Here is a 14,813-nt window from a genome sequence, read left to right on the forward strand (position 1 = left end):
AAGTGCGTTCAAGCTTATCTTTTAATAAACTTCACGGTTTTGATTGTATTTCCGAGAGATATTCTTACCAAGTAACAACCGTTTGCAAGATCTGTAACATTTGTTGCTGCGAGAGTTGATGTCTCGATATACTTTCCGGTAATGTCATAGATATCAAGTTTGTCACCGGCATTCATTCCTTCAACGTATAGCATTCCCGATTCATAACGAACGCTTACAGCATCTTCTGAAGTGTTTTGGAGTGAAGTGATCTTAGTGAAAACTACGTCGAAAGTATAATCTTCATCAGCAATAAAGTTGAATTGATCATCAATTATATCTTCGAACATGGAATCACCGTCATATTTGAAATCATTCAATTGGTAACCATCTTCAGGAATGAAAGTCAAAGTGATATTAGAACCATCAGGGATAGAAGCTACACCGTTTTCATATACATTGTCTTTAGCATCTGCAATTTTTACAGAACCATTACCAATGATGTTACAAGTTACAGTCCGGCTGATAGTAGTGAATTCTGCTTGAATATCCAGTTCTTCCGAAACAGTAATATTCATTTTTAATGTATTTTGGATTTCTGCAAGTTTGTCAGCTCCGTTGATCGTAAATACACTTAAAGTTGCATTGGCATTAGGAGTTGCGATAACTGTTAATTCTGTACCATATTCTACAGGAGTGTTACTTTCAATATTTACATTGTTCTGTTTTACTGTTAATGTACCGAAATCGTTAGAACTGAATGTTACATTGAACAGTTTTTTAGCAAATACTACATCAATGTTCAGGTCTGTTTGACAATTGGCTATTGTATATACTCCGGCAGCATTTATAGACTCTTTTTGTTCTTCTCCATTAACGATAAAACTGGATATTTCGTAACCTTCGCCAGCAGCTAACACCATTGTGATAGATGTATTTTTTTCAAATTCATCTCCGCTGTTGAATGGATTTTCCGGATCATTCTCATCTATGACTGTGAACGTTCCTACTCCTGAAACGGTATAGTTAATGGTCAGTTTGTCAGTAAATTCAACGCTAACAGTTGATTCTCCATTTACAATGAATGTATTACCTTCAATTTCTGTATCATTTACTTTAATACTTTTCACTTGATAACCTTCAGCAGGAGTTGCTTCAACAGTTAACATGGTGTATTGTGCAACTTCACTACCCGGAGTGATTACATTATTACCGTTCTTGATAACAAATGAACCGTGTTCTGTTTCTGATACATAATTTATTGCGAATTTGGGAAGAATATGGCCATCAACCAAAGTTGCTTGGATAGGAGAGCAAGTATATACATCTCCCCATACAGAAGGGTCATATGCACTTGTTCCGGAAACCAAATTGGCATCACACGTACCTCCGGTACCTTGATTCGGTATATTTTCGATAGAGTTTTCATCAAACTTATAGAACGCAACCAAATTTTCCGGTGCATTGATATAACCGTTCATAGAGGTTGCGATTTCTTCTGTGTTCAGTGTTTTACTCCATACTTGTATTTCATCCACGTCACAAGATGATGAACCGTTACCTGCAAAGAAAATACATTCGTCTGCTAATAAACCGATACCATGAGCTTCTGTTCCATTTTTAGTTGCACTTAAATCTCCTGTGGATAATAACACACCATTTTTGTACAATTTGATTGAACGTGCATCATCATCTACAGCTACTGTTAAGAAAGCCCATTCATTAATATCCAAAGTTACGTCAGATACAATTTCTTGTATTCCGTCACATTGAGATCCGTTAACCCAAGCTCTGGCTTTTAGTACTAATTGGTTGTTAGCGTTGATGCGGACTGCGAATGTTCCTTCGGCACCATAGAATGATTTTTGTGCATGACCAAAGAGGTCGCCTGTACTATTCAGAGGTCTAACCCATGCTGACATCGTGAAATTACGGGCACGATAATCGCCTTTATCTACGATACCATTACTCCAGTTATTATTTGTTCCATTCTTATGTTCTCCTAAAACGAGATCATCAAACCGGAATTGATATTGTGTGTTACCACTATTTGTTGGAATATGTATTGCTTTGGCTGTAGCCTTTGCAGGTTCTTTTGAAAATGCAACTGTGATGGCAACATCTTCTGTTACGGTATAAGTACTTTCTGTCAGTGGTGTATCATTTATTTTCAGATAATCTAAAATGTATCCTTCTGCTGGAGTGGCTGTAATCGTTAATTCTGCATCTTTTTCGACTTGGTTGTCTCCGGCTGTAAGTGAAGTATTTCCATTCATAACTGTTAATATACCATTAGCAACTTCCATAGGTAGTGTGACTGTATAGTATGTTGGAAGAACCGTCATATTACGTCCGTCGGCGAAGGTTGGAGCGAATTCAGTAACTTTACCGGAAACTAATTCATTGCCAGTCCAAACAGTACTTGTAGTATATTTATTGAAAGTTGCTTTAATATCAGCTTTATCACTTGATTTTATTTTGTTTTCAAACTGTCCTGTCGTTCCTTCGGCAATAGAATTGAAATCATATAAGGCTGTTAATCCGTCTATTCCTTTAGGATCATTGTATGCCGTTAATACGTCGTCAGATGTTAAAGCCTTATTGAAATACTGGAATTCATCGCACATTCCGGAGAACATTACTCCACCAACGTAGAAAATAGCAGGATCATCATTAAAAAGATTTAGCTGATGGCCCATTTCCACTGTTTCCAATATCATACCATCTTTGTAAACGCTTACAGATTGAGCATCGTTGTCATATACGATTGTCAGATACATCCAGGTATCAATTGTAATGTCTGCATTCAAATCTCTGCCGGTTATGTTGTTTTCTCCACCTCCCAGATATAATTTTCCGTTTGGCTTGGCACACAAAAATACGCTTCCATTGTGGTTCATATGTGCTTGGGCACCGTGTCCCATGATTACAGTACCATCTCCTGTTCCTTCATTTTTACTACCGGTTAATTCTGCAAAATTCACCCATGTTGAAATAGTAAATGATTTACCTTTACGATCAGTATCTCCGCCATCACGATCTCCTAAAAGTATTTCAGGAAATTCCAAGCGATAAGCTGTTCCAGAGTAGTTACCTATTTGTGATTTGGGAATCGTTACCGCCTTGTTTTCTTCTCCTACAGCTTTCTTTGCAAAACCAACTGTAATAACTGCATCTTCTGTCACGGTATAAGTGTTTCCGGTTAATGTTACATTATTTACTTCCAAGTAATCCAGTATGTATCCTTCTGCCGGAGTAGCTATGATTGTCAGTTCTGTTCCGTTAGCTACTTCTTCTCCGTTGGTAATATCTTTATCACCGGCTTTAACTGTCAAAGCTCCGTTTACTATTGATTCGGGAAAGTTGATAGTAGAAGTGGTAGCTGTAGATTTAGCTTGAATATCAATACTATAGTCAATTATTGTTCCATTGTTTCCTCCTATTGGGTTTGTAGGACTCGGATTTCCACAAGGATTTTTACTATTCCAGTCTATTTTTAGTCTCAATCGGGTTTTACCGGTTAGAACATCTTCCGGAATTGTAAATACAGGTGCCCCGGTTTTACCTTCACCTGCCTCTACTGTTTCTCCGATACTATTGGTAGACGGACCTTCTCCGGTTGCATTATAGTATGTATACGACACTAATTCATTTTCTTCATTGAAGATACCATCTTGATCGTAATCGATGTATACATAATAATGCATCCATGAAATTTGATTGCGGAAAGTCCATGATATAGTTAATTCGTCTCCTTTTGTCGCAGTGATGGTTGCATCTGTCACATCCAGATATACTTCCGGTTGTGGATTGTTGTTTAAAGTGTTTGAAAAAGGACTGGATACCCCTTTTGATGTAGCACCTGAAATCGTGATTGTTTCTAACCGTCGTTCTGTTGAACTGGTGCGTGAGTTTGCATCAGGGATACAATAAGAGAGTTCGTCTTCACTCAATAGACTGTTTGTTTGCAGTTTGAGTGCCCTATTTCCTACTGCATTGCTTGCAATAAACGGAAATAGAGTTAGAATAACTAGTAATAGAAAATGTTTTTTCATAATAATTGAATTTTAATTAAACAAATTATCGCTTGTTTTTATAAAGCAGATAAGAAATAGACATCCCTAGTAAGAAATACATTTTTTATAGTATAATTATAATTAAGATATAGTGCCAAGCTTTTATATAGAACTGTTTGTTCTCATAATACGAATAGCAAAATAGATAAAGAAGACATATCAAAAGCCTATTTTTCTATTAAACCGTTGTCTACAACAAGCTGTTATAGTACTTTTTTTAGAAATTAAGCTCTTGACACATCTTCTTGGTTCTGTGTCAGTTTTATTGATTATCTATGGCGACTATTTTATTTTGATACCTATTGATTCTATAATTTCAATTTGTTAGACCCAGCTACATTTATACTGATCTTGGATAATGTTAAACGAACAGCGAAAGTCATTCCGTCTTCCATGTCTGCCATCCAGCAATCTTCGTCCAATGTATAAGTATAAATTTTAGTTTCAGGATCCCAATTGGCCGGATCGAGTTTTTTATTCCTATCAATGTAAGCACCGATATATGGAGATTCGGTTGTTACGATATAGCTGTCTCCTTCATTGATTTCGTCCAAATAGAATTGGAGATAATAGTTGCCATTTGCATCTTTCTGCATCGGATCGGAATTAACAAATTCATATCTGAAGTAGCTGAAATCACAGATTTTTTGTCGGAATCCATAGTTCCATCTTGCTATCCATAATTCATAATCTCCCGATTGATACTTATCTTTTGTAAAAACAATACTTTCATAGTCATTTCCGCCTTTGTATGCAGAAGCAATTTTTTCTACGACTGTTTGTGTCGATTTATCTATGAATTCAAGTGAATCGATAACAGCGTCAGTTGCTACGTCCCAACCGTTTGCTTTTACTTTCAGAACTCCTCCTTTCGCTTGTGTTATATCAACTTCGATATCTTTAAGTACCATAAAGTTGAATTGATCTATCACCTGATAGTTGTTATCTCTGACTAACAGAAGATCATACTTACCTACTTGCCATGTATCAGAGAAACCCAGTCCGATCAAAATCGTATCGTTATACGAAACACGATCGTAATACCCATATTCGTCTCCTTGGACACCGGCATATTTATAGCCCCAATTTACATATGTATATTCGCCTGAATCTTGACTTCTGACGATAAATTCATCTGTTCCCATGACTCCCTCGACCTTGCAAAATTCGAGTGCTATATTTTTTTGAAGGGTGATGTCATAAGTGCCCTTGTAATTTTCAGCCGGATTATAATTGATAATGTTTTCGACTTGATTCAAGGTTCCGTTATTGTCATCATCATTCTCACAGCCGGTGAGGAACAGAGCGATGGGGCTTAACAGAATAAATAATCTTAGATAATTCATATATATCATTTAATAATGTAAATAGAAAAGGAGAGTGCGCAAAGCGCAGTCGGCTTGCGCACCCCTTTTTGTAAATTAGCGTTCTTTTATTACCTTGAAAGATTGAACGCATTTATCATTTTGCATTACAACTACATAATACATGCCTTGCGGAGCATCGAATGACAATTGGCAAACTTCTCCGGCGGCAGCGTTATAATTGTATGCGGAGATTTGCTTTCCTTGCATATCGAATACAAGTACATTATATGCGCCTGCATCTGCAAATAATATATTAGCTTGTTCTTTGAACGGATTCGGATAGATTAAGAAATTATCTGCTCTGTTTTCTTCCATACCGACACCTTTTTTCACAACAATATAATCTGCGATTGTTTTTGTTGTACTACCCCAAGAATTGGTTAATGTCAATGTAACCGGATATTGACCGTCTTGTGCATAAGTTGCAGTAGCTTTGTCATCTCCTTCTTGTGAGAAGTTAGCTCCGTCGAGTATCCATTTAGCTGATTCAAACTTGATAGGACGAACACCTGTAATATAAGGTACTCCTAAAGCAGGGGTTAATTGATTTTGTTTCACATCAACATTTTTATCATTTTCGCTTGTACCGATTGTCATGTATGCTCCAGGTACAGCTGTGCTGTTATTTCCTTCATTAGGGAAATAAATGTTGTTGTCTGTATCTGTTACGGTATTTTCGAAAGTAAAGTAGCCTTCCAGCCCGGTAGGAGGAATTAGGTAACCACCCATAGATTCTTGTACCTCTTCTTCGGTCAAAGCCTTGCTCCAAATTTGTACTTCATCTACCCAGCCAGTGAAACTTGCCAGATTAGTCATACTACCACCTACATAGAAATTGGCACCTCTCCAATCTTTAGGACCTGCACCTCTTGATTGTGCATCGATAATTTTCTTTCCGTTCAAGTAAAGTTTTACATTTCTACCGGATTTCACAACACAGACATGATACCATGTGTTGGGCGATAGTGTATAACCGTTTGACATACCGTCTACATCAGCATTATGTTCATACCCACCAGTTCCTGCAGGAGGGGCATCTACGGATACAGACAATTCATCTTCTCCGTTCTTATATTTGTTTTCACTATAATTTTTAGGACGGATAGCGGTCCACATTTCACCCCAGACAGACTCTGTCCAACTACCTCCATAATTGCGGTTGACCTTAGTCATCAACAATGTTCCCAAAGAAGCATGCTCGAATTTTTCTACTTTAAACCACAAAGCAAATGAGGTGTTTGTATATTCTGACATGATTTTACCATCAATGGTCAATTGATAAGGTTCTTTCATATACAAAGATTGGGATACGGAGCAGTCACGTTCTCTACCGTTTAACAGATAAGTATCACCTTTGGTAATATCTGCAGTAAGATTTACTTGTTCTTCGGTAGTCACTTCTGTTTTATCTGCTGCGATGTTAGTAATTATCGGCAAACGTCCGGTTGATTCGGGAGTAACTAAAAGTAAGGCTCTGTTTATGATTACGGTATCTTTTAATGTTCCGTTTACATTCATTTTTGTAGAAACCCTCACATCATAAGTCCCAACAGAAGGTAATGAAGTTGTGAATTTCAAGATATCTTTTTTGCTGTCAATTACGTTTCCGGTTAAAGCATCCAAAACTTCGATCGTAGCTGTTGCATGATTAGGATCTTCAAATCCGATGGTTACTTCTTCCTTCGGTTTAATGATTTCTTTATCGATCGTAAGTGTTTCGATTGTTGAAAGTTCACTTTCGATTTCTTCAGACCAAACGATCGGAGAAACAGTTTTTCCATCTAATCCCACAGAACGGACTCCGATTTGGAATGTCTGATCTACACCATTTAGCGGAGCATCTACTACATAAGCAGCCCATGAAGTAGTAGCTGTAACCAGTGTTTCCTTTTCACCCTGTTTTACGTATACTTCGTAATACCAAGAATTAACTTCTTCGTTATAAATCGGACAATCCTGATATTCGTCTTTTCTTGTACCACTGAATGGAACGTCAAAAATAACCTTAAAGTCGGCACGGTTGTATACGCGCTTCATTACATTGGTGTGGGTAATGACCGGAGTAACCGGAGTTTTCTTATACAGTTTTGGTATGAATGACATTTCACCCAATAGGACAGCGTAGTCTTTATCCGTACCTTCAACAGACAAACCGATACAGCCGATAACATCTCCGGCTTTTAATCCCAATTCGGATGCCTTGATTTTTACTGTACTCCACTTTCCTTGCACAATACCATCGGCAGATAAGGTATAAGATGTGAAAGTATTCTCTGTTCCAACTTTTGAAACGTTCAGTTTCATTTTCGGATCCGTTCCGTTGAGTGTTTTGAGTACAATGGTGAATTCATCGGATGCACTTGCTACATTAAATTTAGTACTGAATAAACGGATATTAGATTTAGAAGTAGCTCCGTGTAATTTTAAGCATGAGCCGCCGAACCAAGCATCATCAAATGTAAAGTCGCAGTTGATAGGATCTGCCGGTATTGTAGTTCCGTCTCCGTTGTCAATCCACCAACGCCATGTCGGTAATAAATCCTGTAAGCCAAGGTTATACCATTTGTGTTCGAATGTAACTACTCCGTCCTTGCTAAATGAAAGGCCGTTACCCAAATTAAAACGAGTGACAAAAGGAAGTTCCGTCAAAGCACTTTCTTCAATTACAGCTTTTGAATAACCATGCCATTTAGCCAAGTCAGAATAAGAACTGGTAATTGCATCGTCTGTAATATCTGGGGTACGAAGGACATTTCTTGAACCACCGGTGAATAAGAGTTCTTGTTTCTTTTGGTATTCATTTTGAACGCTGAGATCGGAGTTTCCACCTTCTGTTGAACCTGCATACAGTTGGCTACGGTCATGAGCTCCCCATACAACGATAGATACCGGTTGTCTCATTAATGCTGTCCATCCTGCATTTCCATATTTACCATATCCGCGTCCTTGCTGGTCGAAGCCTGCATATACATCGTATGTGCTGCGTCCTAAAGATTTGGCAGCTTCAGCAGATGTTTGTAAACCGCTTTCACTCCAGTTATAGTTTAAGAAAAATACGTCGGTAACAGGATTGCCGTTTTTATGGAACCATTTGTCGTTGGCACCTATTTCCAGTTTACATCCATTATCATTTAAGCCACCTGTATTAGAAACAAATGCATACCATTCTACATGGAACGGATGATTCATTTCCTTGGCTACCTTATGGCATTCAGCCAGGAAAGAAGAAAAGTCCTCATTCAGTTGTGTCGACCAGTAACCTTCAGGATTTAGTCCTAAACCATCAATGCCATAATATTTCAAGAACTGAATTAATTTACGGGCATATTTGAAATTTCCAGAACCGTCTTTTGCGCATAGCTCAGCTAACATTTTTCCAGCACTACTGGTTGCACTAACCTGTTCTGCCCAATCGATAAAATAAAGACATCCGGTACGGACACCATTTTTATGAGCTACATCGTTAAATGTTCCAGGTACACGGAACCACGTGTTAGACCAGTTTGCATGGATGTTAATGTATTGCCACATATTAAAATTGTCACCATCGAAATTGTAACGTGGCATTGGTCCCCATTTCTTTGTCATTTCACCAATAGGAGAACACCAGCAGAGATTCTTATTATTTTCTTCATTCAGATTCTTATTGGCCTGCGTATTTTGATTGATGAAACGTGATTTTAGTGGTACGCGAGAGATGAAGAAATTTTCATCTTGATAATCAGGATCATTACTGAAATTATCTCCCGGTTGCCATTTATCCAATGCAGATACAATATCTGTCCTCTCCGTTATACCAAAGTCCACGTACATCTCGTGTGTCGGTACACTCTGCCCTATTGCATTCATGGATGCTAATAAGGCTGCTGAAAATAAAAATTGTTTTAGCTTCATAATACTAATTTTAAGTAAATATTAATCAAGTGTCTTTTTTTCTGCGATATCCCACCATAAACGGGTTCCTTGCGTATCCCCCTTGGCCGTTCCGGTTGTCTCTTCATTCAAGGCAGAAGTAGCGGTTAAAGCAACTTCATTAGCTATTTCAAGGCTACCGGTATTATAAGGTATACGACGTATCGTTACTCCTGTGGTAAGCATTTCACCGGTTTCCCAGTTAAAACGCGGCTCTTCCAATGAACCATCTGAATTTCCATAGGCAAATGGACAGTATGGCAGAAGTATTGGATAACCAGTACGGCGATAGTCTGTCCAGGCAACTGTGGAAAGCGGGAATAAAGTAATCCATTTTTGAGTAATGATTTTCTGAAGTTTTTGCTCTTTTGAATCATTGATATAAGGATTGGTATCTGCGTTTTCAGGTTTATCATAGCTATTGTTAAGCATATAATATCCGCCCCATAATGGAAGATTATTATCACTGTCCAAGAAATCCTTGTAGATGGCTTCTTCTTTTATTTGTGGGGATACACCTAAATTTCCCATACCTTTCCAAGACATGTATTCATTATAAGAAGCGTCAGAAAAGGCGTGTTTAGTGAAGAATTCTTTTATACCGGCATTGTAAAAATCTTCTGCCGTTCCGCCTACATTCCATCCGCGTAAGTCAGCTTCCGCCAATAAGAATAAAACTTCCTCTACTTTAAAAAATGCCAATTTCTCACCGGAAAAGTTTAAGTTAAACTTTGAATAGTATTGATAAGTCTGCGTTGTAAGAGCTTGAGTAGATAGCTCCATACCGGAACGGATACTTAAGAATTTTTCTTCTTTTTTTATTGTAGACTGATTCCGGTTGGTTATAGCTCCTTCATTTTTTGCAAACCAGAATTCTAAAATAGGATGTTGGGTACGGATTAAATAGTTGTGATAGGAAGCATTCAAACGAGAATCCACCCAAGTATTTGCAATTTTATAGAGAGGATGATTACCAACCTCTGTTCCGTTTCCACAGAGTAATCCGATTGTTTTGTCACCGGCCTGTAAAACTCCGCGACGAACAGCCTCTTCTCCTAATTGCCGTACCGTTTTCTCTTCACCGTTGATGTTACATGTATATCCTTCTACATCAACTGCCGTCATTGCCATACGTAAAATTAATGAGTTTGCATATTTTCTCCACATTGTTACAATATTGGCGGCTGTACTTTGTTCTGTCAGCATATCGGTCTCTTTAATAAGATCGTCAATACTTTCAACCGGTTGCTTTTCATATTCTGCCAATATGGAATCAGCTCTGACCAGATCTTGAAACAATTGGGTATACACTACGCTCTGTTTTTCATATGTTAACGGGCGTTCTTCTTTTAATACCTTATAATCAGATAAGGGCATCGGACCATGTACATTGGTGTATTGTAGAGAAACGTCTGAGAACAGGATGGAGGCAAAGGCACCTAAAGGAGCTATTTTCAATGTGTCGGCCGAACGCATAACGGGGACCGCTTGTTGAGCCACCCATTGAAGATTGGCAGCAGGACCACTTGCAAAATCACTGTAAAATGCCAGACTCGATGTCATACGTCCATCAAAATTGTGGGGAGAAGACATATATCCGACCGGATCATCTCCGATAAATGTATATTGGTATTGGTATGGATGTTCTTTGGCATCAATAACGCGAAGCTGTGCCGTCCGTAAAAAACCCACTGCAAGATCAGGGCTGGCCAGGAACCCTTCATCAGATCCTGTTCCGTCATCAGAATTGATACTGTTCACATCGCCTTCATACTCCAATGCCGATTCATAACATGAACTCAGGGCAACGGACAAAGATACGATAGCGCTTACTAAAAAAATATTATTAAATTTCATATCTATATACAATTAAAATGTTGCTTTAAGATTCAAACCAAAACTGCGGGTTGTCGGTAAAGAGAATGCTTCAATACCTCCATAGCTATTGGCTGTAGAGACAGACACATCCGGATCTACAGGAGACTTTTTAAGCAGGAAGAATAAGTTGCGGGCAACGAATGAAACATTTAAATGGTTTCCACTTCCGAAAAGATTACGGAAAGTGTATCCCACGGATGCTTCACGTAAGCGGAAATTGGTTGCCGAATATGTATATTCACTTAATGCCGGTTGTCCCAATCCTATCCTTTGGTAATATCCTTGAACAGAAGTGATTTCGCCGTCCGGCATAACAATTCCCGGTACAGGTAGCATAACTTCTACACCGCCTACTGCCGATCTTTGCTGATAGGTTATCCCTGTCAGACGTGCTTCTCCGCTTCGTTCCGATACCCCGTATGCATCAAGCAATGCTTCCGTATACGATATAACATTACCTCCTATTTTACCGTCAATCAGGAAAAAGAGAGAGAAATTTTTATAAGTAAACGTATTGCTCCATCCAAGATGGTGGGGGGAGTTTGCATTTCCTAAATAACAGTTATAGTCTTTGGTTAACATTGGGATACCCTGGCTGTCTGTTTTAATTTTACCGTCAGCACCGTATTGGAATGTCTTACCATATAATTCACCATAAGGTTTTCCTACTTCGTAGCGTAATTTCAGACCACCGTTATACACAGGATCTTGTTCTATCATTTCATTCTTGTTGTCTCCATATGTTTCTAAAATCTTGTTTTGATTGAAAGAGTAGTTGAATGCAGTGCGCCAGGTGAACTTGTTGTCCGGGGTTGTGAAGTTGTAGGCTAATGTTGTTTCAATACCACGATTTCTGATCAATCCGGAATTTAATGGTAAAGTTCCACCTGTTGCCGCCGGTTTAGGTAACCATTGATTCAACATCTTGGAGTTATAGAAAGTGAAATCGAAATCGATCATATTTCTAAATAAACGGAGGTCGATTCCCGCTTCTGTCGAACGTACCGTTTCCGGTTTTGGGTTGCGGAATGTACGGTATTGGGATGCTTCTATCGTTCCCGAACTAATGTTCTGCTTTACAGCTCCATATACATAGTTTGGAATAGAGTTACCTACTTCACTATAAGAGATACGTAATTTGGAGTGGTTTAATACATCACTTTCAAGCTTGAATAATCTGTTTAATATCGCATTACCACCTACACTGTAATAAGTGTAATGACTGGGGGCATCAAACATTTCAAACTGAGTATACACACGCGACCAGTCTGTGCGGAAAGACGCATCAAGATAGATCATTTCCTTATAACCTAAGGAGAATGTACCGTATATTGAGTTGGTCCAGTTCTGATCTTTTGATTTGGTTACGGGCAGACTGGTACCATCTTTTTTATTGGTTATTATGTTGGATGGGTCGAATACGTTTGGGATACTTGTAGAGTCTCTCATCCAATAATTCCATCCTACATCATTTAAATCTTCTTTTTCAGTAGAACCTCCGAAATTGGCTGATAGATCTAAATTATTCACTCGCTTATTGTATGAAATCAAAAAGTCGGCATACATCATATCAACATTATTTCTGGAGTATTCGTAAATCGAATTATAGAGCGTTTTCGCTTTTGTACCTTGGTAGGTTTTTGTTTCGTTTGTATCTCTGATACGATCCGCTCTGAAACGTGCTTGTGCACTCAAACCTTCAAGGATATTGACCTTTAATCCCAAAGTACCATAAATACGTTCGCGTATTGAGTTCTTTTGCAATCGGTTCATGTACCAATAAGGTGAGTTACGATTTTCTTCGTTGATCCATGGCCACTGTTGAATAGGGCCGCTGGTACTCGCTTTAGGATATACGATTTTGTTATTTTCGTCATAAATACCTTGTATATAGTACAATTGTCCATATACTTCAGAATTATCTTTAAAATAAGAGATATCGGCATTACGGGGCAATAAGTATAGGTCGTACAGTGGATTACCGTAAATACCTGATCCCGGTCTGTTTTTAGATTCCTGATAAACATAGCTGACAGACAAATTAATCTCCACACGATCCTTGAAAAGTTTCATTCCCTGTCTGAAAGTCAGGTTGTGGCGATTAAATTTATTATTAGGAATCATACCTTTAGAAGTCGTATTTCCGTAAGAAATATAATTGTTGACTTTTTCCGATCCGAAAGAGGCTGATATTGAGTTATTAAAGTTTGTACCTGTTTCAAGGAAACTGCTAACATTATCCACAGCGGAATTTCTCGCATAAGGAATTTCTGCTAATGTCGTTCCTGACAAGCGTCCAATCCGGCTTCCCCATGAGTAGTTTCCTAATCGTCTTTTGGCAATTACCTGATTCGGATTTAAAGAAGTATCATTGTAGCTTTCAACATCTGCACCGAAAATATTTTGGAATTTGGGCGTAACCAAAGGAGTTTCAAAAAGAGTACTGCTCGATACGCTGATACTTGCTTTTCCTTCTTTTCCTTTTTTAGTAGTGATCATAAGTACTCCATTAGCAGCAGCACTACCATACAGCGCGGCGGCGTTGGCACCTTTCAAAACGGTTATGTTTTCAATATCATCCGGGTTGATATTCGATAAAATATCTCCGCCGTCAGTTGTATTACCACCAGATAATAGAGCGTCCGTGATTTGTGTAGAAGCAGGACTGGCCATCGGAACACCGTCCATAACTATTAACGGAGAGTTTTCTCCTAAGACAGATGCGTTTCCGCGAAGTAGTAACTTAGAAGAACCACCGGCACCTGTCGAGTTAGGAGTAATGACTAATCCGGCTGTTTTACCTTGCAATGCATTGATAAAGTTGGCGTCTTTGGCTCTTGTCAATTCATCTCCTCCTACTTTTTGAGTAGCATACGTTAAAGATTCGGCTTTTTTCTCGATACCTAAGGCAGTAACAACCACTTCTCCCAATACTTTAGAATCTTCTTCCATCGTTACATTAATAACAGTTTTGTTTCCAATGGGTAAAACGACATTTCGGTATCCTATGTATGAGAATTGGATTTCTCCTTTTCCTTCGGGTACTTTTAAAGAGTAATTTCCGTCAATATCAGAAATTGTTCCTGCTGTGCTTCCTTTTAATACAACGTTGACTCCTATTAGAGGTTCTCCGAGTGCATCAATGATTTTACCTGTGATGATGACTTCTTTAACCTCCTGCATGGGTTCGTCTTTGTCTGTTTGAGACTTATTTTGGGAAAGGATGATGTAAGAACCCTCAGTGGAATAGCTTATATTAGTTCCTTTAAGCAGTTGGTTTAATACATTGTGCACTGGAGCGTTTTTTACTTTTATCGATACTCTTTTATTGGTATCGATACTGGAATTAACAATGAAAAGATAATCGGTCTGAGTTTCGATTTCATTGATAATAACTTCTAACGGACTGTTCGTTTGAGACAAAGTGACACGTGCATTTTGAGAGTGTACGTCTTTTGCATTCAAACTGAAAACAGAAATAAAGGCTAACAAGAATGTAATTCTCATGATCTTAAAAAGATGATTGGTTCGTAATTTTTGCGGGTATAATCTACCACACAAAGATTTTTTATTCATATCTTTGCTATGTTTAATATAGTTA

The 14,813-nt window shown here is 38.3% G+C and carries 5 protein-coding genes; all 5 read right to left on the reverse strand.

Annotation, left to right across the window (positions count from 1 at the left end; genetic code table 11):
• Positions 1-14: 14 nt before the first annotated feature.
• The gene (locus RB604_RS09040; RefSeq protein ID WP_122281993.1) at positions 15-4,034 is read right to left on the reverse strand and encodes a LamG-like jellyroll fold domain-containing protein; all 4,020 of its coding nucleotides are present in this window, start codon (positions 4,032-4,034) and stop codon (positions 15-17) included.
• Positions 4,035-4,363: 329 nt separating this feature from the next.
• On the reverse strand, positions 4,364-5,401 hold the full coding sequence (locus tag RB604_RS09045; RefSeq protein ID WP_005925253.1) for a hypothetical protein: 1,038 nt from the start codon (positions 5,399-5,401) through the stop codon (positions 4,364-4,366).
• Positions 5,402-5,476: 75 nt separating this feature from the next.
• Positions 5,477-9,316: an endo-beta-N-acetylglucosaminidase gene (locus tag RB604_RS09050; RefSeq protein ID WP_007478573.1), complete on the reverse strand. Its 3,840-nt coding sequence runs from the start codon at positions 9,314-9,316 to the stop codon at positions 5,477-5,479.
• A gap of 21 nt (positions 9,317-9,337) precedes the next feature.
• On the reverse strand, positions 9,338-11,191 hold the full coding sequence (locus tag RB604_RS09055; RefSeq protein ID WP_005925248.1) for a SusD/RagB family nutrient-binding outer membrane lipoprotein: 1,854 nt from the start codon (positions 11,189-11,191) through the stop codon (positions 9,338-9,340).
• Positions 11,192-11,203: 12 nt separating this feature from the next.
• Positions 11,204-14,719 carry a SusC/RagA family TonB-linked outer membrane protein gene (locus tag RB604_RS09060; protein ID WP_229103561.1) on the reverse strand — a complete coding sequence of 1,172 codons (3,516 nt, stop codon included), beginning with the start codon at positions 14,717-14,719 and terminating at the stop codon, positions 11,204-11,206.
• Positions 14,720-14,813 lie beyond the last annotated feature (94 nt).

This window comes from Bacteroides salyersiae, assembly GCF_031172035.1.
GTDB lineage: Bacteria > Bacteroidota > Bacteroidia > Bacteroidales > Bacteroidaceae > Bacteroides > Bacteroides salyersiae.